12 protein-coding genes are annotated in these 25,802 nt (G+C 44.5%); 2 read left to right on the top strand and 10 right to left on the bottom strand.

Annotated elements, in window-relative coordinates:
* Positions 1 to 340: 340 nt before the first annotated feature.
* Complete coding sequence (locus QUB10_RS18200; protein ID WP_333204278.1) at positions 341 to 2,539, bottom strand: transglycosylase SLT domain-containing protein; 2,199 nt, start codon at positions 2,537 to 2,539, stop codon at positions 341 to 343.
* A 337-nt stretch (positions 2,540 to 2,876) separates the two neighbouring features.
* On the opposite strand from QUB10_RS18200, the gene QUB10_RS18195 reads away from it, so the two are divergent.
* Positions 2,877 to 4,355, top strand: coding sequence for a leucyl aminopeptidase (locus QUB10_RS18195; RefSeq protein WP_333153386.1), 1,479 nt, complete (start codon positions 2,877 to 2,879; stop codon positions 4,353 to 4,355).
* A gap of 412 nt (positions 4,356 to 4,767) precedes the next feature.
* A complete protein-coding gene (locus tag QUB10_RS18190; protein ID WP_333204276.1) occupies positions 4,768 to 6,990 on the top strand; it encodes a PAS domain S-box protein in 2,223 nt (740 codons plus the stop codon).
* 235 nt (positions 6,991 to 7,225) lie between these two features.
* Here the strand turns inward: QUB10_RS18190 and QUB10_RS18185 are convergent, their stop codons facing one another.
* The 9 genes from QUB10_RS18185 to trxA form a co-directional block, all read right to left on the bottom strand.
* Complete coding sequence (locus QUB10_RS18185) at positions 7,226 to 12,586, bottom strand: AAA family ATPase (protein WP_333204273.1); 5,361 nt, start codon at positions 12,584 to 12,586, stop codon at positions 7,226 to 7,228.
* Positions 12,587 to 12,749: 163 nt separating this feature from the next.
* A complete protein-coding gene (locus QUB10_RS18180) occupies positions 12,750 to 18,110 on the bottom strand; it encodes an AAA family ATPase (RefSeq protein ID WP_333204271.1) in 5,361 nt (1,786 codons plus the stop codon).
* A 492-nt stretch (positions 18,111 to 18,602) separates the two neighbouring features.
* Positions 18,603 to 19,616, bottom strand: a complete 1,014-nt coding sequence (cydB, locus tag QUB10_RS18175) for a cytochrome d ubiquinol oxidase subunit II (protein WP_333204269.1) — start codon at positions 19,614 to 19,616, stop codon at positions 18,603 to 18,605.
* An 8-nt stretch (positions 19,617 to 19,624) separates the two neighbouring features.
* Positions 19,625 to 21,067 (bottom strand): cytochrome ubiquinol oxidase subunit I, encoded by a 1,443-nt coding sequence (locus tag QUB10_RS18170; RefSeq protein ID WP_333204267.1) that lies wholly within the window; start codon positions 21,065 to 21,067, stop codon positions 19,625 to 19,627.
* A 275-nt stretch (positions 21,068 to 21,342) separates the two neighbouring features.
* The gene (locus tag QUB10_RS18165) at positions 21,343 to 21,816 is read right to left on the bottom strand and encodes a hypothetical protein (RefSeq protein WP_333204266.1); all 474 of its coding nucleotides are present in this window, start codon (positions 21,814 to 21,816) and stop codon (positions 21,343 to 21,345) included.
* Complete coding sequence (locus tag QUB10_RS18160; protein WP_333204264.1) at positions 21,791 to 22,996, bottom strand: urease accessory protein UreH domain-containing protein; 1,206 nt, start codon at positions 22,994 to 22,996, stop codon at positions 21,791 to 21,793. Before QUB10_RS18160 ends, QUB10_RS18165 begins: the two co-directional genes overlap by 26 nt.
* A gap of 92 nt (positions 22,997 to 23,088) precedes the next feature.
* Positions 23,089 to 23,691, bottom strand: a complete 603-nt coding sequence (locus tag QUB10_RS18155; RefSeq protein ID WP_333204262.1) for a hypothetical protein — start codon at positions 23,689 to 23,691, stop codon at positions 23,089 to 23,091.
* Positions 23,692 to 23,992: 301 nt separating this feature from the next.
* Positions 23,993 to 25,060, bottom strand: a complete 1,068-nt coding sequence (locus QUB10_RS18150; protein WP_333204260.1) for an LOG family protein — start codon at positions 25,058 to 25,060, stop codon at positions 23,993 to 23,995.
* 189 nt (positions 25,061 to 25,249) lie between these two features.
* A complete protein-coding gene (gene trxA, locus QUB10_RS18145) occupies positions 25,250 to 25,573 on the bottom strand; it encodes a thioredoxin (protein ID WP_006631199.1) in 324 nt (107 codons plus the stop codon).
* Positions 25,574 to 25,802: the final 229 nt, after the last annotated feature.

Genomic DNA, 25,802 nt, shown 5'->3' with positions numbered 1-25,802 from the left:
GTTTGTTTGGGGCGATTATGGTTGGTGGAACCCGCCCCTACGAAACCATATTTTGTAGGGGCGGGTTCCACCAAAAATATCTAAGGATTACCAACAACTTAGATAAACCCGCCCCCACACCACGAATAATTCACATTAACCTGATATTTGCATTAAATTCCCCAATGTAAATGATGATTGTTTGTTGGGTGGGGGCGGGTTTTTGAGATTGTTTGTTTGGGGCGATTATGGTTGGTGGAACCCGCCCCTACGAAACCATATTTTGTAGGGGCGGGTTCCACCAAAAAGATATAACGATTACCAACAATTTAGATAAACCCGCCCCCACACCACGAATAATTCACTTTGCTTTTTTCTGAGAAGCCGCATAATGCTCACTCATTAACTGATTAACTTCTGGATTGTAAATCCGCAGATAATTCCAGTAATTCTCAAACACCGATTTCACGTATCCTTTCGTTTCAGGAAACGGAATCTTTTCCGCAAAAGCATCCGGGTCACTAAAACTAAACCTCTTCAACCAATCTGCAACTGCATTCGGCCCGGCATTGTAACTCGCCACAGCTAACATCGAGTTATTCTTGTACTCGTCGTGAGTGTGATCCAAATACCACGTACCGAGTTTAACGTTGTCGTCCACATTCTCCAATGAATACTTTTTGAGGCTGATTTGAGCGGCAACCCAAGCTGCTGTTTCCGGCATTACTTGCATTAAACCAGTGGCGCCAACTGATGATTTGATGGCGGGCATAAACCGCGATTCTTGCCGGATTAATGCGGTTACTAATACTGGATTTATTTTGCGTTGTTGCGACCATTTGACAATGGTTTCTAAGTAAGGAAAAGGATAAAGTGCTTGCCAATAAATCGGTTGCTGTCTGAGTTCGAGGTATTGGGTTCTATCATCTGGTTTCTCGCGCTGTCGCAAACTACCAACCATCCACAAACCGTCTAAGTTATCTCCAACTCCTACTCGCATTAAACCGTCGGTGAACTGTTCGGCAATACTTGGTTCTACGCGGTCGATAAACTCTACTTGCCACAGGGTCCAAGCATCCCTATCTTGACCTAATTGATAGAGTTCTTTCAACGCAGGAGAACCCGCAGTTGGTTCGGGGCGCTGAGGCGGCCGCACTACATTGGGAGACAAATCTCGGACTGTGGTAAAGTCGCCGACTGGCCAGCCAAGAAGTACAGCCGATCGCCATGCAAAATATGATTCTGGATAGCGTAAGATCGTGTAGTCAAATGCAGTCTTGGCGTCTTGTTGCCGGCCGAGTTGCTGTGCCCATTTCCCGACCCAAAATGCTGCTTCTGGAGCTTGTTCGCTGTCGGGATTGTGGGTGGTTAATTCTCTCGCCCACTGCCAAGCTGATTTTAAATCTCCGCCTTTGGCAAACTGCTGGGCGATCGTCCACCGCAATTCGCCTGCTTTATCAGAATTATTGTATTTTGTCAAGAGCAACTTGCGGGTATCTGAGGCGGATTGACCACTGCGTGCTTTGTCGAGAAGTTGCGATTTATCTAACAAAGCTTCGGGGGCATAATTGGGGAATTTGCTAATAACTCGATCGAGCAAAACGATCGCTTCTTTCGGTTCGCTCAGCCGCGACAGCCGAATTAAACCCAAACCAGTATCTTCGGCATCGGGAAACTCGCGCACTAATTCTTGATAGGCAATTCTCGATTCCGGGATTTTTCCGTCGAGCCACAAACCGCGAGCTTTGCGATAAAGATTTTTAGCGTTGCGGGGAGCTTTCCCGTAAGCAATAGCTCCTTTGCCATAATCTTGTTTTTCCCAATAGCCAAAGGCAATTTCTTCCCAATCTTCCGGTTTCAAAGAGGCGCTGTTTCGCTGCACCAGTTGTTCCACAATTGTCCCGTAATCTTTGACATAATGACCGTGTTTTGCTACGAGCAGCATCAACTTCGGCTGATTGGGATTTTCTTTTAACTTGCCGAGAGCAATTTCTACGCTGCGGGGATGAGCGGGAAATTCAGTAATTGCCTGTTGCCAATATTCCGGTTTTGACTTGCCTAAAACATATAAAGCTTCCGCTGCTACCGGGTCGCTCGGATAGTTTTTGAGCAGTTCCTCCCAAGCTTTTTGAGTTTTGCCTTTGTCGCCGCTTAATTGGTAGGCTTGCGCCCTTTTTAAGGCAATGTGAGCAGCTAAAACCGGATATTCTTGCTCTAATTTGTCCAATAACTTTAATGCTTTGGCCGCATTTCCTTGCTGGATTAAATCGCTGGCAAGCAGGTAGCGGGCGCGGCTTTGAGGGGAGATTTGCTGCTGTGGGTTTGTACTTGCAGACTGAGTAGCTGCGAGTTCAACTAATTTTGCCGATCGCTCGCTCGGTGACAGCGATACCAGCATCTTGACTTGCGATTCGGAATTCGCTGCCTCCAGGGGCTGCTCGGCCTTCTGGAATGAGCCCAAACCCATCAATTTCATCGCAGCAACCAAAGAGCCGATCGCAATAACGCAAACTGAAACGCTGATTAAAACAGAAAATCGGGCCCGGCGTCGTTTTAGCATGGGAAAATTTAAGAGAATAAGATATAGAGAACCATCGTTTGTCAAAAGCCATCACAGGCAGGATGGGTGTTCCACGCCATCACAGGCAGGATGCCTGTTCAACGAGAAATAAATGTTAAGAGTGGGGCAAAAACGGACAGCCAACCCCCAAACAGATGATTGAGATTGGTGGAAGATCCGATCGCAGGCGGACTTGGCTGATATAGTAGCAGAATTTATTTTGATGTGGAGCGGAGAATTTGTGCGATCGATCTATTTACCCGCACCAACGAAAAACCACAAACCACCCACTGCAAAGTACAATCAAAAATCTAAAATCTAAAGTGTAAATCAAAACATGGAATTTCTAGTCACCGATACGCCCCGCTCTGTTTGGACGGGAGACGCCCTGGCAATTGGTCTATTTGAGGACGGCTTGGAACTCACGGGCGAGCTGGCACAATTAGATGAAAAGCTTGCAGGCACTTTGAAAGAGCTGCTACTGGAAGTAGATTTTAAGGGCAAAGTGGGCACGAGCGCCATCACCCGCGTCGGCGGCAATAATCCCATTCGCAAAATTGCGATCGTCGGTTTGGGCAAAACAGAGGACTTAAAATTAGACACCGTGCGGCAAGCTGCGGGGGTTTGCGCCAAGTTAGCCAAAAAAGAGAAATGCAAAACCCTCGGAATTAGCTTTCCGGTGTGGAAAAACGCGCCGGATTCTACAGCAAGCGCCATCGCCGAAGGTGTAGAACTCTCCCTGAATCAAGACAACCGTTTCAAATCGGAACAGGAAGACAAAAGCCCGCAACTCGAACAAATTCATTTGCTCGGGTTTGCCGGTACCGAAAGTGCGATCGCCCGCGCCCGCCAAATCACTGCCGGAGTCATTTTGGCACGGGAATTAGTCGCAGCGCCGGCAAATTTTGTCACCCCGATTACAATGGCCGAAACTGCTCAAAGTCTAGCTGCCGAATGCGGTTTAGAATTAGAAATATTGGAGCGGGAAGACTGTGAAAAACTTGGAATGGGAGCCTTTCTCGGCGTTGCCCTAGCATCGGATTTACCGCCAAAATTCATCCATTTAACTTACAAACCAGAAGGCACACCGCGCCGCAAAATAGCAATTGTCGGCAAAGGATTGACCTTTGATTCTGGCGGTTTGAACATCAAAGGTGCGGGCAGCGGCATTGAAATGATGAAAATAGATATGGGCGGCGCTGCGGCTACTTTAGGAGCGGCAAAGGCGATCGGACACATCAAACCAGATGTGGAAGTTCACTTTATCAGCGCCGTCACTGAAAACATGATCAGCGGCCGCGCCATGCGCCCTGGAGACATCCTTACAGCTTCCAACGGCAAAACAATTGAAGTCAACAATACCGACGCTGAAGGTCGTTTAACCCTGGCTGATGCTTTGGTATTTGCTGATAAATTGGGAGTTGACGCAATTGTCGATTTAGCAACTCTAACCGGGGCCTGCGTAATTGCTTTAGGCGACGATATCGCGGGTTTGTGGAGTCCTCAAGATAGCGTCGCCGCCGAAATAGTCGCCGCCTCAGAATTGGCAGGCGAAAAATTTTGGCGAATGCCGATGGAAGAAAAATATTTTGAGGGATTGAAAGCATTGCACGCCGACATGAAAAACACAGGCCCACGTCCCGGCGGTTCGATTACGGCGGCGCTATTTTTGAAGCAGTTTGTGAAGGATACTGCTTGGGCCCATTTAGATATTGCCGGCCCGGTTTGGACTGACAAAGAAAATGGCTACAATGGCCCTGGGGCTACTGGTTTTGGAGTTCGGACTTTGGTGCATTGGGCGCTGGGCGGTGCTTAATTGTGGATTTCCAGCGGAAAAATTGAGATTTTCTCTGCCTTAAAAGTCTGCTAGTCCATCTGTGAGCCAGGGGTTAAAAACCTCTGGCTCACTGCTTAAGTAATCTAAAAGAAAATTTAATAGCGATCATTAACAATTTAAATGTTTCTGAAGCAATCAGTACGCGAACCTATGTATTCCGTCACAGGGAGCAAGGTAAGCGTTGCTAGCCGTGACGCTCACCATTGCTCATACTTGGGCAAAGCTTCGTTCCCAGGGCCCAACCTCGACAGTTTTGATATTTCCTGAAAAAATAGCTGTTTCATAAAAAATGAAAAAAGTATATAATTATGTAAATATTTCACTAGCCGAAATCAAATAATTAGATTTGATCTGATTTGCATTGGTACAGATAATTTTTTTCTTGAACTTTATGCAAGAACAATTAACAATTTTTTTTTCCACACTTGCTGTATCTTCTACACTCGCCTGCAACGTGGTGCCGGAGTTGCGATTGTACGCTGTTTTTGACTCGCTGACGGCACTGGCTTATTGCTCGATCGCCCTATCTTTAGTTTATTTTACCCGCAAAGGTTCTCACCGCAGGATTTTCCGGGTGTTTGCCGTTGTTTTTTTTGCCTGGGGCGCGGCTAAATTGACGGAAGTTTGGACGCTTTGGCATTCGATATATTGGCTGTCGGTAACTCTCAAAGCTGCAAGTGCTTTGATTTCTTGGCTTTTAGCCGCAACCGCCCTTGCCCTGATGCCGAAAGCACTTGCCGAGTCTGGTTTAAATCAAAAAGAAAAAGTTCAACAACAGTCGTTAAAACAGGTAGAAGAAAATCAGCACCAACATGATATCCAGAAAGGAGAATTGGCAAAACAATCGATCGATATTTACCCTTCAGATACTATTGTCGATCGCGCTTTAGCTCTCAATTCGCTTAATGAACAGTTAGAAAAAGAAATTGCCGATCGCCACCGAGTTGAGGAAAAGTTGCAACTGACTCAGTTTGCGATCGACCGATCGGCAGATGCGATATTCTGGATCGGGCCCGACGGTAAATTTTTGTACGTCAACGACGCTGCTTGCACTTCATTGGGATATTCAGAAGCAGAATTGCTCTCGATGACCGTGCACGACATCAATCCAGATTTTCCCCAAACTGCTTGGAGTTTGCACTGGAAAGTCTTAAAACGCTGCGGTTCGGTTAATATTGAAGTTCACCACCTCACTAAGTACGGTCGCATTTTTCCGGTAGAAATTACGATCAACCATTTGGAATTTAACGGCAAAGAATATCAGTGCGCGTTTGCTCGTGACATTAGCGAACGCAAGCGGATTGAGGCAGCTTTGCGAGAAAGGGAAGAAGAATTTAGGTCATTAGTTTCTAGCATTCCCGGTGCGGTTTACCGGTGCAGTGCTGCGGGGCGATCGAGCGTAACTTTTATCAGCAGTGGCATAGAAGCTATTTCCGGCTATCCTGCTGCTAACTTTATGCAAAAACCGGTGCAGGCTTTTCCGAGTATAGTTCATCCCGATGACGTTGAGCAGATCGAGACAATTATCGATCGGGCTATTAAGACAAAACAACCTTACATCATCGAATATCGCCTAATTCACTGCGACGGAAATGTGCGGTGGGTTGCAGAGAAAGGTCAAGCCCTTTTCAACGCAGACGGTAAAGTTTTATCCCTCAACGGCGCCATTTTTGACATGACAGAGCGCAAAGCAGCGGAGGATGCTTTGCGGCTCTCCGAGGCGATCGCCAACAACAGAGCCCAGCAGCTAGAAATCGCTCTCAAAGAACTTCGAGAAACTCAAGCTCACCTAATTCATACCGAAAAAATGTCAAGTCTCGGTCAAATGGTAGCTGGAGTAGCTCACGAAATTAATAACCCTGTCAGTTTTATCTACGGCAATATTTCCTACGCCAGCCAATATATCCGAGACTTGTTGCAGCTTGTGGAACTTTATCAAAAACACTATCCTCAGCCCGTGGTAGAAGTTCAAGAATGTATTGACAATATCGATTTAGAATTTTTGAGAGAAGATTTACTAAAAATATTATCTTCGATGAAAATGGGAGCAGATCGCATTCGCGAAATAGTTCTGAGCTTGCGAAATTTCTCGCGTTTAGACGACTCGGTAAAAAAGCCTACCAACGTTCATGAAGGCATAGACAATACGCTCCTAATTTTACACAACAAACTGCGCGCCAGAGGCGACTATCCAGAAATTAAAGTAATCAAAGATTACGGTAAAATTCCTTTAATTGAATGTTATGCAGGTCAGCTAAATCAGGTATTTATGAACCTGCTTAGCAACAGTATTGACGCCTTGGAAGATGCTTGCAACCAAAAAAGGCGAGCGGCAGCCTGCAGCGACGATTGGGAACCAATTATTAGCATTCGCACAGAAGCCCTGAACGAAAATAGTATTTGCATCCGCATTTCCGATAATGCGATCGGCATGACAGAAGACGTGCGTAGCCGATTATTTGACCCGTTTTTCACGACAAAACCGATGGGAAAAGGCACTGGTTTGGGGTTAGCCATCAGTTACCGAATTGTCGCGGAAAAACACGCAGGAGCCTTGATCTGCCGTTCCACCGTAGGAGAAGGTACGGAATTTGCGATCGAGATTCCTTTATAAATTAGTGCGACGGAAGTATCAAGAATTGGGCAGAAGTTATCGACCACTATAAATTGTAAAGTGTGGTGTAAAAAACTTTTAAGTTTCAATAAAAATCACCAAATTGGCTATAATATCAAATCCGGTAGCATCGGAATTATTCATCTCTGTATTCTCTCCCTCTGCGTTCTCTGCGGCCTCTGCGGTTAAATCATTCCGATGCAACCGGAAACGATATAAATTACCAAGGTAATGCTCAACATGGCAGTGAAATTATAAATTCTGTACCTCTACCTAAAGTTGAGTTGACTTCTAGCATACCAGAGTGTTTCTCAACTACAATCTGTCGTGCGATCGCCAAACCCAACCCCGTACCTTTACCCACACCTTTAGTTGTAAATAAGTGGTCAAAAATATGACCTTTTATCTCATCTGCTATCCCTGGCCCGTTGTCAGAAATGCGAATCGTCACCCACTCCTTAGACTTTATTTCTGTCCGAATCCTGATGCAATTGGCTGGGGCTTTAGTCTTCTCTAAACTCGGTTCCCGCTTTAATTCTTCCAGTGCATCAATGGCATTTGCCAATATATTCATAAACACCTGATTTAATTGTCCGGGGAAGCAATCAACTGATGGCAAGTTCCCGTAGTCTTTGACAACTTCAATCGCTGGACGCTGTTCGTTCGCTTTCAATCTGTGTTTGAGAATCAAAATCGTACTGTTAATTCCCTCATGAATATTGAAAGGAACTTTATAATCTTTGTCGGAGCGGGAGAAGGTACGAAGACTGGTGCTGATACCTTGAATGCGATCGCACCCGATTTGCATCGAATTCAACATTTTGGGTAAATCTTCTAAGAGATATTCGATATCGCTCTCTTCAGCTTTTTCTTCAATCTCCTCACCCGGACTGGGAAATTTTTCTTTATAGAGTTGCAAGTATTCTGTAATATCTTTGACGGCGGCGATCGCTTCATGAATATTGCCAGAAATAAATCCGACTGGATTATTAATTTCATGGGCAACCCCGGCCACTAAATTCCCCAACGCCGACATTTTTTCGCTCTGCACTAATTGCAGTTGAGATTGTTCTAATTGGTGGGCGTAGTCTTGCGCTTGTTGATACAATCGCGCATTTTCTAAGGAAATGGCAGCCTGAGTGCAGAGGAAGTTGAGTACGAGGAGACGATCGCGAGTAAACACTCCTTTCGTCGAGCTATGTTCGAGATAAAGTATCGCAACTAAGTTCCCGCGATCGAGAATCGGAGTACATAGCATACTCTGAGAGTGATACTGGAGCGTACAGTCATTCATTAAACCCGGAATATCGGTCTTGCCACCTTCAATAACGACGGGTTCGAGGTGGCGTTTCACATAATAAATCAGCTTGAGCGGAATCACCACAGAGCTATCCAGAGGTTGGGTTTGCAGCAGGGTTGTGGGGGTCTGGTTATCTGGATTGATGTGAGTTATTGCCCGGATTTGCCATTCATCTTGATGGGGGAGTAGCAAAGCACAAGTTTCTGCCCCAGAAGTTTTCAAAATAATTTGGTTGAGGGTGTCGAGTAATTCATCAAGCTGAATTTTACTGGATAAAGCTTGAGCAGCTTGCACAATAGATGCGAAATCAAGGGCATCGGAAATACTCGTGCTACTGGTGGTGGAAGTGTGCGAAGAGTGGCTCATCGTTGCCAGCGTCTCTAGAGGATTAAAGCGAAGTTGGGGCTGATTCAGGATGGGATGAAGTAATTGGGGATAGCGTTGTTCTAAGTCTTCAACTTTGGCTAATGCTCCCCAACGGGCATAACAGTAATATGCTTCCTGCATATAGCTGGCGGCAACTTTTTCTTTGCCCCAGTCAAGGTAGAATTTGGCAGCTAATTCGTTGGCTAGCGCTTCTTCTTGGATATAACCGTTTTCCTTGGCTCCTGCGATCGCGCGATCGTATAACTCTATGGCTTGCCAATTAATCCCTAATACCCTAGCCTTTTCCGCTTCAATTAATTCAGATCTATACCGATTTATTTCTGGTGTATTTTCAGCCCAAAAGTTCATTTTTTCCTGATTAACATTGACTTGTTCCAAGTAGCTTCTTTGTTCATCTACCGTGACTTCAGTATACAGATTTAACAATGTTAGCGAATGGTAAAAATTCAGAATTATGACTTGCATAAAACCAAAAGCCGAGCCGGATTGCTCCTGTGCTAGACTCACATTTTTTAAGGCTTGGCTACTATCGCCCAACAAGTAACCTAGAATAGTTTTAGCCAGATAAAACATAAATAAAACTATTCCCGATTTAGCAGCAATAATTCGGGGCAAACTTTTCTCTTCATCAAAGCTTTTACCGATCAATAATAGGGGATCTGCGGCTTTACCCTGTAAATTCAAACCTAATTGTCGCCATACTTGCGAGAAATGCGTAGAACTTTCTTGTTTAAAGTTAATACAAAAATTACCATAAAATTCTTGTTGCTGGATGGCTGATTCTAAGTTATCTTCCGTAAAAAATAAGTAACTACACAAATTTGCAGCACAATATCCACCCCATTCAAAATCACCTACTTCTAGCCCTGCTTGTAGTCCTTCTCGCAAAGGTTCCACACTATTTTTGGCTGGTTCTTTCCAAGTGCGAATATTGCCATTAAACAAGTTATAAACTTGGGCTTTTAGCTCTTTAGCGTTGAACTTATCTAATAAGTTTAAGGCAATTAAACCTGCGTGATAACCTCTATTTAATTGACCTAATCCTACTAATAATAACCCGTAAAAACCATAGGCAAAAGATGATATTGCTGAATCTCCATATTTAATACACAACTTAATCATGGTGATGATTAATTGCGGAAAAATCTCTGGCTTTGCTACAAATACAGGAGTACAGAGTGTTCTTAAAATTTGCATAGCTGCCAGCTTATATGGATCTGTCATAAGTGGCAAATTATCTAAATCGTCAAGATTGGGTAAATCAATTATTAAATCCTTTTCCAAGTCAATTGTTAGTAAAGAGATTGATAGTTTTTCTAACACTTCTAACCCAATCTCTACTGCGGCAAGCATTTCTATTTGCTGAGCAATATGAATCTGCATTTGTAATTCATAAATTCTCACTTTTTCGAGTAAACTCTTGACTGCTGTCAGCGCCAATTCAGCTAATTTTAATGATTTATCAAAGTTAAGGTTTAAATATTCAGCTTCGGCAGTAGCGATGTAAATATTTAGGGTCAATTCATACTGATTTTGCCAACAGTCTGTTGTCAGTAACTCCATCGCTGTTTGTAAATATACCGTTGCGGCAGCATAAGCGTTAGAAGTTTTGGCTTTCCGCCCTGTCACTAAATTTAATTCGGCTAATTCTTGGCGCTCCCTTGGTTGAACTATTAAATCTTTCCCTTGATTCAAGTGTCTGACAATTTCAAATATTTTTTCATCGCGTTCTACGTCGGCGGAATTTTGTAGTAGCAACTGCCCGATTTTGAGATGAGTGGCTTGCTTTTTGTCATCGGGAATCAGGGAATAAGCCGCTTGCTGGACGCGATCGTGCAAGAAGCGATAGGCAACCGTTCGAGAAATCGGTTGAGAAACATTCTGTTCTATTCCTACATAAAACTTATAAACTTCACTTTGGGGCAAAACCAAACCTTCTTGTAACGCTTTCCATAGCGCCGTTGCAGTTTCAGTTTCAGAACTTTCTAGAACAACTGCCAATGTTGCTAAGTCAAACTGGTTGCCAATGCAAGCGGCTAATTTCAAAACAGACTGAGTTTCTCGGGGCAATTTCTGCAACTGCTGCGCCATAAGTTTCACTACATTATCGGTCAGTGCTGCCTCTCTCACTTTGCTAATATCGCACTGCCAATGTCCCGATTGGATCTCAAAAGTAATCAATTCATCCTGATACAAGGCTTTGAGAAACTGCGTTGCAAAAAATGGGTTTCCTTGAGTTTTTTGATAGATCAATTCTGTCAGCGGTTGTGCCAACTTAGGATCACAAACTAGCGTATCCGCTACCAATTGATTTAAACTGATTTGGGCAAGCGGTGCTAATGTAATAGTGTTGAGTGTGGTTCCTGCCTTCCTCACTTCATCTAAGGTCAACATCAGGGGATGGCTTGGTGATACTTCATTATCCCGATAGGCTCCAAGCAGCAATAGATAACCCAATTGCGACTCATTGACGAGCAACTGCATTAACTTCAGCGATGCCGAATCCGCCCATTGTAAGTCATCCAAAAACATCACCAAGGGATGCTCTTTTGTCGTGAAGACCGCAATAAATTTGTGGAAGAGCAAATTAAAGAGATTTTGAGCCGCAACACCAGATATTTCTGGGGCTGGGGGTTGTTGTCCAATAATCCGTTCTAGTTCGGGAATGACTTCAATAATGACTTGTCCGTTGTCACCGAGCGCTTCGAGAATTTGAGTTTTCCATTCTTGGATTTTGGCATCACTTTCACTCAGTAATTGTGCCATAAAATCGCGGAATGCCTGGACAAATGCCGAGAAGGGAATGTTACGGTTAAACTGGTCGAATTTGCCTTTGATGAAATAGCCGCGCTGCCGGACAATCGGTTTATGTACCTCGTTGACTACAGCCGTTTTTCCAATCCCGGAGAACCCAGCGACTAGCATTAATTCTGATGTGCCATTGGCCACGCGATCGAAGGCATTCAACAGGGTTTGTACTTCGGTTTCTCGACCATAAAGTTTTTCGGGAATCAGGAAGCGATCGCATATATCCCGCGTTCCTAACTCAAAAGTTTCAATGTTTCCAGTTTCTTGGCACTGCTGCAAACACCTTTCTAAGTCATGTTTCAATCCCAAGGCACTTTGATAGCGTTTTTCGGCATTTTTTGCCATCAGCTTCATGACAATATCCGCAACTACCTGCGGGATTTCTTGGCTGTTTATTGAAGGAGGTTTTTTGGCAATATGGCAGTGAACTAACTCCATCGGATCGTCACATTCAAATGGCAGTTTTCCTGTCAGCAGTTCGTAAAATGTAACTCCTAGGGAATAAAAGTCGGTGCGGTAGTCAATACCTCGGTTCATTCGTCCGGTTTGTTCGGGAGAAATATAGGCGAGGGTTCCCTCTAAGACGTTGGGATTTTGAATTTCTTGAGTTTCTCTCGGAAGTAGGGAGGCGATGCTAAAGTCAATCAGTTTGACTTGTTTAGTTTCGGGATGAATCAGGACGTTAGCTGGCTTAATATCTTTGTGGATGACTCGGTTTTGGTACAGTCCGTGAAGGATGTCAGTTATTTGAATGGCTATTTCTAATATTTCTGCTAGAGTCAGCGAGACCTCTTGGGCGTAGTCTCGTAGAGAAATACCGCCAAAATCCTCCATTACTAGGGCATAGCTGTGGCGATAGGAGTCCAAATTGTAGGGCTCAACGACTCCAGGCAGACGTAGATTTTTGGCGATGGTATACTGGTTGCGGAATTGCAGCAGTTCGCTGAAGCTGGGATAGTCTCGATTTAATAGTTTAATGACAACCGGAAGCTGATCTGTTTCTCGGATGGCTCGATAAACTAGGGTTCTCGAACCGCAGTATAGTTGCTCAACCAGATGATATCCCGAAATTCGGTTCGTCAAATCCACTGCTGCACTCATCTGGATTACCCCATCTCAGATATTGACTCTTGTAAGTAAGTATACACTTTTATTGATCTAGTCTGAGGAAAATAAAACTCCGAAATCCCCAGCCTACAGACTCTATCGGTTTTATTCTTTTCACTTTTCAAGAGAAAGATGGCGTTCTATCAAGATAATAGTCTTATCCTTTCATCGGCAATAAAATTGTAAACTCCGTCCCTTCTCCTAATACCGAATTTACCTCGATCGCCCCTCCATGTTTCTCTACCACAATTTGACGAGCGATCGCCAATCCCAACCCCGTACCTTTCCCGACTTCTTTGGTAGTAAATAACTCATCAAAAATCTTCTCTCGCACGGCCTCAGTCATGCCCACACCGTTATCTTTAATGCAAATAATCGCTTGTTTTTTATCGCTTACAACGTCGGTTTTAATGGTAATTTGATTGGCAATTTCTGCATAAGGTTTCCCTTGATTTGATTCCTCCAAAGCATCGATCGCATTACCTAACAAATTCATAAATACTTGATTCAACTGTCCGGCATAACACTCCACTGGTGGCAAATTCCCATATTCCCTAATCACTTTGATTTCTGGACGAGTATCGTTAGCCTTGAGGCGATGTTTCAGGATCATAATGGTGCTATCGATGCCATCGTGGATATTGCAAGCTACGGGATAGTTAGTATCGGCACGGGAGAATGTCCGTAGACTGGTACTAATATCCCGAATCCGCTTCACGCCTTCCCGCATCGAACCTACTAATTTCGGTAAATCTTCCCGGATGTAGTCAAGATCGATGTTCTCAATTTCTTCTTGAATTTCTGGATCGAGTTGCGGATATTTTTGTTCATACAAATCGAGCAATCCAAACAAATCTTTGATATAATCTAAGGCGGGTTGAATATTACCAACCAAAAAACCCACTGGATTATTAATTTCGTGAGCAACCCCAGCCACTAAGTTTCCCAATGCTGACATCTTTTCGCTTTGAACCATTTTTATTTGTGCCTGTTTGAGATCGGTAAATGCTTGTTGAGATTCTTGATACAAACGGGCATTTTCTAAGGAAATAGCAGCTTGAGAAGCCAGCAAATTTAGCACTTCAATGCGATCGCTAGTAAACGCGCCTACGGTCAGATTATTTTCCAGGTATAAAACTCCTATCAACTGCCCTTGATTAAGAATTGGAATGCAAAGAACACTGATCGGCTGGTGCTGTTCAATATAGCGATCGCTCGCAACCTGGGAACTTACCCTAGCATCAACTATTAGCAAAGGTTTCAAACTACGCTTGACAGTGTTAACCAAACTAATTGCTACATCCTTACTGGATTCTAGAGGTATTGATGGTAATAGCTCAGGTTCCTGTCCCTCTGCTACAAGAGCCGCTACCTGTAAATACTGTTTTTGTTTGAGCAATAAGACACACTTAGTGGCGCCAGCATTCGCGATCGCTATTTTTAGGAGAGTAGTCAGGAGTTTATCTAGTTCAATCTCCCCAGAAATGGCTTGAGAGGCTTGGATCAGAGTAGGCAAATCTAGAAAATCAGAGTTGCTGCTAGAAGATTGAGTAGAAGTAATCGTTCCCCGGGCGATCGTTTCCTTAAAGGAACTAAAGGATTGAGCTTGCTGAAGGATAATACCAAGTAGGCGAGGATAACGTTTTTCTAAATCGTCTATTTTGGCTTTAGCTCCCCATCGGGCATAGCAGTAGTAGGCTTCTTGCATATATCCGGCTGCCACTTTCTCTTTGCCCCATTTGAGGTAGAAATTCGCTGCTAGTTCGTTGGCGAGTGCCTCTTCTTGAAGGTAGCCGTTGACTTTGGCTCCAGCAATCGCGCGATCGTAGAGGTCGATCGCCTCTGCTTTGTGTCCTAAAACTCGCTGCTGTTCGGCTCGAATTAAATCGCATTTGTGGGCAAAGTTCATGGGTGCATGAGTTGCCCAATTCGTAAGTTGCTCAAGATCCTTCGTAACCGCTTCACTAATTGGCAAGGTGTTCGTGTTTGCCAGTAGCGTCAGTGCATGATAGAAATAAAAGACTCCATAGAACACAGTTCCGATAATGGCACCAATTGTTTTCTCGGCAATTTGAGCCATTTCCAGAGCTTCTTGGGGTTGCCCAAAATGGTAAGCCAGAATCAATTTATGAGCATAGACGCTCCCGATAGAGTAAGTATCTCCTGCTAATTTATGCTGAGGTAATCGTGTGGTTTCATCGTAAGCTGCTCCAACCAGTTTCTGGGGATCGTCGGCTTCACCTGTCCAATTTAAGACTGCCTGTTGCACAATTTGGTGAAAGTTCAGAGCAGTTGTTTGTTTGAGTTGGGCGATCGCAAGAGCATAGGTTTGCATCTCTTGCCCCAGTTGTAGAAGTTCATTTCCCGCAGCATAAGCGAGTTGACAGCGGTTATAGGCACAGTAAGCGGCGAACTCCAAATCTCCCGTTTCCAAGCCCGCTTGATAGCCTTCGAGCAAAGGCATCAGTACAGTATGAATTGGCTCCTGCCAAATGCGAACAAATGGATAAACTAAATTGAAAATTTTCGCTTTAAAACTCGATGCTTTCAACATTTCCATCAAGGCGATCGCGATATCAGCAGCACGATTTCCGGCTACAATTTCCCCACCAAATGCACAAAGAATTAGTCCATAGGTTGAATAAGCATAGGGTGTTTGGATCGCATTTCCAAACTGAAGTGACAATTCAATTTGTTTGAGTACAATCAAGGGATAGAGTGCTGGCGAACCCATATAGGCTGCTGAAGCCATACTGCTGAGAATATTCATTGCAGCCAGCTTCTGTGGATCGCTCATCCTTGGTGAATTCATTACATCCACACTCATCAGTCGATCGCGAATAGCATTGAGAGCAGGGGCTACCATGTCTTGGGTGGGATGTTCTGGCAACTCAACATCCAACTCTTGAAGGATTGCCCGTGCCACCTGAATTGCCTCTGATAATTGATTGCGGGCAATCAAGGATTGAATCTTTATTTCTAAGGCTTTAACTTGTTCTAGGGGGTTTGACTTATGCTGGAGAAATTCCTCGACGCAAGCATCTACACGCTCAAATGCGCCAATCAGACAGGCTGAATTAGCAGCTTCAATGTGGAGTTCTGAAGTAAGAAGGGGCTGTCTGATCCATTGATCAGAACTGTCAGTGGCTAAAAGTTGCAGCCCTATCTCACAGTATTGAGCTGATGCTGGGTAAGCAGCCGAGAGCCGCGCTTTACGCCCAGCCATAAGATTGAGGTTTGCTACATAGTCTCGCTGCTCCTGTAACACAATTCGATCGATTCCCAAATTAAATTGACTGACAAGCGCAAAAATTTTCTCATCAAGTTGCTCTGGTGAAGTTCGATCGAGCAGCAATTGCCCAATGTTCAAATGGACGGCTTGTTTTTGGTCTTCAGGAATCATGGAATAGGCCGCTTGCTGGAGGCGATCGTGCAAAAAATTATACGTCGCATTGATAGCGGTTTGATTCGTCGATATTATGTCAGTCTGAGTAAAGAACTTATAGACATCAGAAATAGGCAGAATAAAGCCTTGTTCCAATGCTTTCCATAAATCTCCCGCTGTTACTTCTAGGGATTTTTCTGAAACAATCGCCAGCTTATTCAAATCAAACTGCGATCCAATACAAGCAGCTAATTTGATCACATCCTGAGTTGCTTGGGGCAATTTCTGCAATTGCAACGCCATAAACTCCACCACATCATCAGTGATTGCTAAGGCTTTGACTTGGGCAATATCACACTGCCAATGCCGAATATCCCAATTAAAGCTAATTAGCTTATCGTTATGTAATGCTTTGAGAAACTGAGTGGCAAAGAAAGGATTTCCCTGACTTTTTTGATAGACTAACTTTGTCAAAGGTTGGGCAAGGGATGATTCGCTATTCAGCGTATCCGCCACCAACAAATTCATATCTGGTTGGCTTAACGCTTGCAAAGTAATCGTATTCACTGTTGCCCCCGTTTTAACTATCTCATCCACTGTTAAGATAAATGGATGCACGGGAGAAACTTCATTATCTCGAAATGCCCCCAATACTAATAAATATCCTGTATCGATCATCAATAATTGTAGCAAATTCAAGGATGCTGAATCCGCCCATTGCAAGTCATCCAAAAACATCACTAAAGGATGTTCTTTGCTCGTGAAAACTTGCACGAATTTCTGCATTAGCAGATTAAAGCGATTTTGGGCGGCACTTCCTGACAATTCTGTTGCAGGAAGTTGAGCGCCAATTATACGTTCTAACTCAGGAATCACGTCAATCAAGACTTGTCCATTGTCTCCCACTGCTGCTAAGATCTGGGTTTTCCATGTTTGCAGTTGGGTATCCGATTCTGATAGCAATTGACCCATTAAGTCGCGGAAGGCTTGCACAAATGCACTGAAGGGAATGTTGCGTTGAAATTGATCGTATTTGCCTTTGATAAAATAACCGCGCTGACGGACTATGGGTTTATGAACTTCATTGACAACGGCGGTTTTCCCAATTCCCGAAAAACCTGCTACTAGCATCATTTCTGTTGCTCCCAGGCTGACTCGCTCAAAGGCAGCTAATAGTTGCTCAACTTCTTTTTCTCTACCGTAGAGCTTTTCGGGGATAGTAAAGCGATCGCTAATATCTCGCTTTCCGAGTTCAAAATCTTCTATCTTGGCTGTTTTTTGTAACTGAAATAAACACTTTTCTAAATCGTGCTTTAGTCCTAATGCACTTTGATAGCGTTTTTCGGCATTTTTCGCCATCAGCTTACTGACAATTTTCGATAAAATTAGGGGAACTTCGGGATTTATTTGATGGATCGGTATCGACTGTTTTGCGAGGTGACAATGCACCAATTTCATCGGATTATCCGAGATAAATGGCAAATTTCCTGTCAACAATTCATAAAAAGTCACACCCAGGGAATAAAAGTCACTACGATAGTCAATGCCTCGATTCATCCGTCCTGTTTGTTCGGGGGAGAGATAGGCTAATGTTCCTTCTAAGATATTAGGGTTCTGGATTTCTTGGGTTTCTCGTGGTAGGAGGGATGCAATACTAAAGTCAATTAGTTGAATTTCTTGGGTATCGGGATTAATGAGAATATTAGCGGGTTTAATATCTTTGTGAATGACTCGGTTTTGGTAGAGATAGTGAATAATGTCTGTTAGTTGTATGGCGAGTTGGAGAAATTCTGCTAAAGGTAAAGCTGGAGATGGTTGGGTTTGATTTGTTGCTGTTTGGAGATAAGTAGATAGGGAGACTCCGCCAAAGTCCTCCATTACTAGGGCATAGCTATTCTGGTATACTTCCAGCGTCAGGGGTTTGACGATGTGAGGGAAGTCGAGATTTTTGGCAATGGTATATTGGTTGCGAAACTGGACGATCTCGTTGAAGGTGGGGTATTCGTTTCGCAGCAGTTTGATGACGACTGGGTATTGATCGCGGGTACGGATGCCTCGATAGACTAGGGTACGTGTACCTGCATAAAGTTGCTCTGTAATCTGATAACCTGACAAATTTGCGATCGCATCCATAACTTGTTGACCCTATATTATACAACAGTTAAATTAAAAATTCCATTCCGTTCCATTGTATTTTATTATTTGACAAAGATAGCGATCGCCAACTCTGCACCCTCGCTAGGGACAGAATTAACTGTAATTTTTTCCCTATGTGTATCAACTATTATTTGACAATCAAGCAATTTGGTCACAAGCCCCCGGATTCATCCGTGTACCTGTGGAAAAAGCTGCACCTCCACATCGCAAGCCCTCGGACTCATCCGTGCGAGCAATCTCAAATCTTAAATTTCAAATCGTATGACGTGCGATCGCTAATTCTCAACCAGTTCATTTCCCTATGCTGCACTATTTGCGCTATGTTATGTATAGTATGGTTGCGTAATTTCTGATGGTATCAGAAAACAATAATTTGTAATTTCTAACCGCAAATATACGCAGATAAACCAGGATATAGAGTTGAGCTTATCTGCGTAGATTGACTTAAATCTGCGGTTTTATTATTCTTTATTCCCCGTAGTGGCCGCCGACAACCTTACCCCGAAACACAACATAATTGTAGATGTTGTAAAAAATCATAATCGGGATCAGAATGCCCATAAACACAATCATAAATACCAGGGCGCTGGGCGAAGCTGCGGCTTGGTAAATCGTGATTTGCGAGGGAATAATGTAGGGAAAAACAATCAATCCCAAGCCGATGAAAGTCAGCAAAAAAATCAGAATCGTCCAGACAAACGGCGTGCGTTCTTCTTTGCTTGCGAGACTTTTCAGCAGCAGTCCCACCAACAGCACTCCCAACAAAGGAATCGTGGCAAAGACATAAACTAGCGGTTTCTCGAACAACCTGGATCTAGCAGTTTCGTAAAAAATCGGAGTGGCGATCGTAATTAAAATCGCTCCGATTAAAGTTGTCACCGCCGCAATTTTAGCCGTGCGATAGTGATTTGTTTGCAGTTCGCCCTCCGTTTTCATAATTAGATAGGTTGAACCGATCAAAACATAGCCTTGAATCAGCGTCAAAGCAACCAAGATCGATCGCCAATCCAGCCAATCCCAAGTAGTCCCCACAAAGTGACCGGCTTCATCAACCGCAATGCCTTCGAGCACCGCACCTAGGGCAAATCCTTGAGCTAAAGCTGCTAAAAAACTGCCAGCACCAAAGGCATAATTCCAGAATAATTTGCGATTAGAATGCTCGCGAAATTCAAAGGCTACAGCCCGAAATATCAAACCAAAAAGCATCATGCAAATCGGTATGTACAGCGCTGTCAAAATCGTGCCGTAAGCGAGAGGAAATGCGCCAAATAAAGCGCCTCCCATTAAAACCAGCCACGTTTCGTTCGCGTCCCAAACGTTGCCTAAACTCGTCATTAAAATGCCCCGGCGTTCCTCGTCGGAAGCAGTCAGAGAGAGGATGCCTACTCCTAAGTCAAAACCGTCTAGCATGACATATAGCAGGAGAAACAAAGCCAAAACTACAAACCAAACTTGTGGGAGAAAATGCTCCAAAGCTTGCATAAAATCTCCTATTGTTGTGCTTCTAAGGGACGTTGATCGGGAATGTGTTCTGCGGGTTGACTTTCGATGGCAGGTTCATTGTCTAAACCAGGCACAGGCAGACTTAAATTAGGCCCTTGGCGGATAATTCGGCTGCCAAAATACAAGGCACAAACAAACAAAAAGCTGTAAATAACTGCAAAGAAACTAAGAGAAGTTAGAACATTGCTGGCGGGGATGTTTGACACCGCATCAGCAGTGCGAATTTGCCCGTATAAAGCCCACGGTTGTCTGCCGACACAGCGGACAATCCAACCCGATTCTACAGCAATATATCCCAGGGGAGCAGCTAATACCCAAGCGCGCATCAGCCAAGGTTGACTGCTAATATTTTCAGCAGAAAGTTTGCCTCGCATCCACTGAATTATACTGAACAGCATCAGTCCTAAAAAGAAGAATCCAATCCCGGACATGATGCGGAAACAATAATAGATTAAACCCACCATCCGGGGTCTATCTTCTGGCTTCCATTCCTTCAATCCGAGTACGGGTTCGGAGAGTTTTTGTTTGAATTCCAGAACGTAGCCTAAGCCATTAGGGACACTAATTTCCCAGTCATTTTTTTGGGCTTTTTCATTAGGCAAAGCTAGCAAAGTCCAATCTGCGGACTCTCCCGCTGGTGAAGTTTCCCACTTAGCTTCGATTGCTGCTAATTTAGTGGGTTGATAGTGATAGACTTGTTCGGCGCTCAAATGTCCGATGTATATCTGCAAAGGTGCAACGGCGATTGCTGTCGCTATGGCAATTTTTAAAGACTTGGAAAAAAAGGCTTGGTTGCGCTTATTGAGAATGTACCAAGCGCTAATTCCGCCAATGACAAACAGGGAAGTTTCTAACGTCGCAAAAAACATATGAAGAATGCTGTTTAATGCGAAGGGGTTCATAATTGCTTGAAAGTAATCGCTGACAATAAACTTGCCATTGACCATTTCTCCGCCTGCAGGAGTTTGCAGCCAAGAGTTAGCGACTAAAATCCAGACTGTGGATAGGTTAGCGCCGAAGGCTACCATGATTGTAGCGAAATAATGGACGATCGGGTTAACGCGCTCCCAACCAAACAGCATAATGCCTAAAAAGCCGGCTTCTAGCATAAATGCCATTGAAGCTTCAAAGCCTAAAATGCTGCCAAAAAAGTCACCTACTGCTTCGGAAAATGGTGCCCAATTCGTGCCAAACTGAAATTCCATCGGAATTCCTGAAGCTACTCCAATACCGAAGTTGAGGACGTAGAGTTTAGACCAAAAACGAGCGTGATGGTAGTAGTCGGGATTGCGAGTTTTCAGCCACATTCCTTCAACAATTACCAGATAAATTCCCATTCCCGTAGTCAGAACTGGCCACAGCATATGGAATATGGCGGTTAGCGCAAATTGCATCCGTGATAGGGCCACGGTGTTAGATAAGATATCCATCGTTATATCCTTTGCTCAGTTCAAAAGAGGTTTGTTTCCACGAGATCAAGAATGGACACTGGTTATAATGTAGTGTAAAAATTTGTGACAATTTGTAGAGTTGGCAATTTTTAAGGTTTTATACAGATTTGGGTTGTATTTTCTGGTATGTTAAAATAGGTAGATTATGATTTGCCTTTGGGTGGGGGCGGGTTTGTGAGATTGTGGGTTTTAGGCATTTATTGGCAGGTTTACCCGCCCCTACAAGATTTATGTTCGGTGAGGGAAAGATTATCTTAGCGAACCGTGACTGTATAACTCAGTTTAAAGGGTTTAAAATTAGCTTTGTTTTTGGCTGTTCCGCTCAATTCAAGTTCGTAAATTCCAGCCTTGGGAAACACGATATCAGCTCCCGGAATCCCTTGATATTTCTCGGCAGATATGGCGGTTAAAAGCGGCTGCATCAGCGGCTTATCCCCCTCTTTACGATTTTTAGGATAAACAGCCAATTTGCAATTACACTGCTCTAGCGGGATAATTTGACCGCCCCTGCGAGTCAGCGCAAACCACACTCTCGCAGGCTGTCCGGCGCGGGGATTGTGGTTGGGTTCTAGGTGAAAGGTAGCGGCTACATCTCCCGATACTTCGACTTCGTGCGCCAAAACTGAAATCGAGTTTAACTGCGGCGCACTGGGAATTGTTGCTTCTACTAGCACTCCCAAAAATACTAACAATCCTAAACTTTTACTTTTGTTTGACAGGGGAAACATAGAAATTTTCTAGTGATAAAACTGACCAAAATAAGCGCGATCGCACAAACATAACTAATACCACAACCACCGCTAACACGGCTGTCAGCAGTTGATTGTGCAACTTCCATTCAAAGCCGCCGAGATAGTGGGAACCGATGAGTGCCGCGTGTACAGCGCACAGCAACAAAGCTGGAACGCTTAACAGGTGAAGCATTCGCCACAGCTTGCCTAAAAAATTTTGAAGACGATCGCAACTTGTAACCGCCGCCGGCAACATCAACAGCAGCGCCGTCATCCCAGCCGCCATTCCCAACTGATGCTGCGGCAACATAAAAGATAGCGCGTCAAAATTCCATTTCAGCGTATGATCCAGCATATGAAACGTGTGGGCGACTGCTAGGACAAACGCGCCCACACCCAAGGCGCGGCGGTAGCGCAGCAGTTGCGGTAAAAACTTGCTCACCGGACGCGCCAACAGTGCTAGCATCAAGCACAGCAGCGCTGCGTGGCCAGTAAAATCAACCATTTCATCGGTTCGCAGCAAGGTAAGAATCCCGATCGATATCGTCACCCACCCACCCGCACGAAACAGTTGACTGCGCTTGTCCGCGCTCAATCTGCCAGCAAAAAAACTCACTCCCAGCATAGTTGGCAAGGTGCCGAGTCCAAAAGCCAGCATCGTCGCCGCACCCAAAACCGAATTTCCCGTTTCCGCCGCCTTAATCTGCGCCGCATAGAGGAAACCGCAGGGAATCAAACCCCAAAGCAAACCCAAAGCAACCGGCACCCACCAGTTTTTTTGTGCCGAAAGCTTGCTCATTGCTTGTCCGACTCGATCGTGCGACATTGGGTGCAGCAGCGGCAATCCCGGCAGCAAGTTCGGTTTAATTTGCACTACTCCGAACCAAATCAGCATGGTGCCCGTCAGAAGTGCGATCGCCCGCCGCAATTCGCTACCCGTACCTGCCAAAAGTCCGCCAGCAATTAACACCGAACCCAGTCCGCCAATTGCAGCACCAACCAAAGCGTAAGCAGCAATTCTCCCCAAATTTAGCAGCAAATGAAAGCGGAAAGCAGCTAATTTATCGTTGCCGGAATTAGAAAGAGAAAACGCCATTGTCAGCGGGCCGCACATCCCAGCGCAGTGCCCGAAACTACCGAGAAATCCTAAAGTTGTCATTAGCAGGATGTCTAGCATATTGAGTCATGCGGTTCTAGATTTTAGATTTGTTTTTACTGCTTACCTATTACCCCATGCCCAATGCCCAATTCCCCATGCCCAATTCCCAATTACCCATTTTGAATGCCCATCGCTAAAATTCCCAAAATTTTATCAACCTGATTCAAAAAATACTCCAATAAATCTATTTGAACTGCTTGCCCTTCCAGCATTAAAAACTTCCAAATTTCTCCCGTTGTCACAACCCCATAAATCCTCGATACCTGATTTCCCTCCCGTTCGTTAAACAGTTGAGCTGCATACATTTCCGCTACGCACTCACCCAACCCAGCATTAATATTTTCCTTTTTAGCCTCAACGATTAAAATCGCCGGCGCGCTAATAATCAGGAACTCTACCGATCGACTGATCAGAAAATCGCAACTGCCGTTTAATCCCAAGTCGCTGTCAACCGTAAAATCGACTCCCGAAAACAAACTAATGCGATCGGGAAACTGTTTGGTAAGTTCCAGTAATATCGGCGTAATGATCATTTCTGAGCGTGATTTTTCCGTATTACTCGCCAGAGCAAAAGGAACATTATAAGCTAAAGTTTCTGTTAAATGATTGCTGCATTCTAAAGCAGGTACGGCCGAAAACAAATCTTGCCTCGGCGAAATCGTTAAATTCAAAGCTTTTTTGACGCTTGCCAAACTAAAATCGCTGTAAGCCATACATTTTACCCTTGATTTTTCACTTTCTTAGGACTTACGCAATTGACACATAGAGTATGGTGCGTCTGAGATCTCAACCATTAATAATCGCTCTCTAACGAAAGCCTGACGCACCCTAGGATCGTGGATTAAATAACTTCGTAGGTTGGGCCCGTGGAACGAACCCTCCGTTTCACTCCGCCCAACAATCAAGCGTGGCGTTGGGTTTCGTGCCTCAACCCAACCTACAAAAAATGCAAGTTATTTAATTCTCATTCCCTACAAGTCTAATGACAAATGACTAATGACTGATGACTAATAACTACTTTTGTGCTGGATGCGCTGCGGCGGGTGATGCTGCACCCATTTGATTAATAGCAGCAATTAGCTGATAAAGCCGCCCTAAATCCCGCTGGTTGAAATGCAAAACTAGGCGGGGCAGATCGAAAGTTGCATCTCCAATTTCCGGTTCCAAAGCTTGACTTTTTTCAATTTTTCCGGTGACAACAATATCGCGAAAATCAGTATTTAGCCGATCGACATTCTCCTCAGAAAGCTCTGTTTTCAAGCGAATTACCAATTTTTCGCGCACGTACCGGCAGGAGTGATAAACCAGATAAAAACTACCGATCGCCTCGCAAGCGACATTTATATCGTCCGTAATCGTATACAGGCTGCGATCGTCGGGTGAAATCAAACCCCTGCCCCGCAATTGTTTTTGCACAAAATAATTCCAATCGTGCCAATAATCTCCTCCCGGTCGATCGATCAATACCAAAGGAGCCGGCCCGAACTTGCCAGTTTGAGTCAAAGTCAGACACTCAAAAGCCTCGTCCAGAGTGCCAAAACCGCCCGGAAACAGAGCTAAAGCATCGCTCTCCCGGAGAAAAAATAACTTACGAGTGAAAAAATATTTAAAATTGAGCAATTTGGGATCGCCGGCAATGAAAGGATTAGAACTCTGCTCGAAAGGTAACTGAATGTTCAGACCAAAAGAACGTTCAGCAGTCGCCCCCTCGTTCCCCGCCTGCATAATTCCCCCGCCGCCGCCAGTAATCACCATAAACCCCTGCTGGGCGATCGCCCGCGCAAAGTCTCTGGCCATCAAATATTCTGCCGATTGCGGTGACACCCTCGCCGAACCAAAAATCACAATTTTGCGAACGTGTCGGTAAGGATAAAACATCTCAAAAGCGCTCTCCATATCTCGGAGCGACGCCGCAATAATTTTCCAGTCTAGGCGATCGAGCTCCTCTCCGGCCATTTGCACTATAGTAGAGAGCGATCGTTCGATCCACTCAGAGTGCTTTAACATTGGGAAGCGATCGAGCAAATCGATCAATTCAGCTTGGAGGGACTCAAAACCTTGACCAGACCCAGAACGAATCATGAATTTTTCCGAAACGATAACAAATTGTCGCTACCAAAAATTAAGGGGCAAGCCAAAGTTAGAAGCCAATAGCCACCAGCAAATTGCCCTGCTGACCACTAATAACTTTTCCCGTAGCTTTGCCCCGGTTCTGAAGCGAGTTAGCTTTCGCGGCCCACAAAGAACAGCGCGAAACCGCTCGCAATTCAGTTAAATGTACTTTTCCAGAGTGTTGGCTAGAGTAGTTTTCGGAACTGCCCCTACCACCATATCCACACGTTGACCCCCCTTAAATATCATCAGCGTCGGAATGCTGCGGATACCGTATTGGCTGGCCACGTTAGGATTCTCGTCGGTATTAACTTTTACTACCTTGACCTGCCCTTCATATTGCTGGGCAATTTCGTCTACGACGGGTGCCACCATCCGACAGGGCCCGCACCAGGGAGCCCAAAAATCCACTAGAACTGGAACTTCGCTATCGAGCACTTCCTGCTTAAAGGTAGAGTCGGTTACTTGCGCGGCTGCTGACATCCCTAGCCATCCTTGTAAATACTATTTCTCGGATAACAAGTCTAGCAAAAAATGTAACCACTTGCGTCAATCGATTTTAGATTTTAGATTTTAGATTTTAGATTTTAGAATTGAAGCATTGACCCCACGGATAAATTCGGGGGGCAAGTTTCCTCGGATACAGGTTTTTTATTTCTGGGTCCTGAGTCTGCTTTCGGAATGAATCCGGGGGCTTGTATCCTGGATGCTT

Origin of the sequence: Microcoleus sp. B5-D4 (assembly GCF_036705145.1) — a bacterium.
Taxonomy (GTDB): domain Bacteria; phylum Cyanobacteriota; class Cyanobacteriia; order Cyanobacteriales; family Microcoleaceae; genus Microcoleus.
Note: the sequence above shows the minus strand (reverse complement) of the source record. Positions and strands in the feature narration are given on the sequence as shown.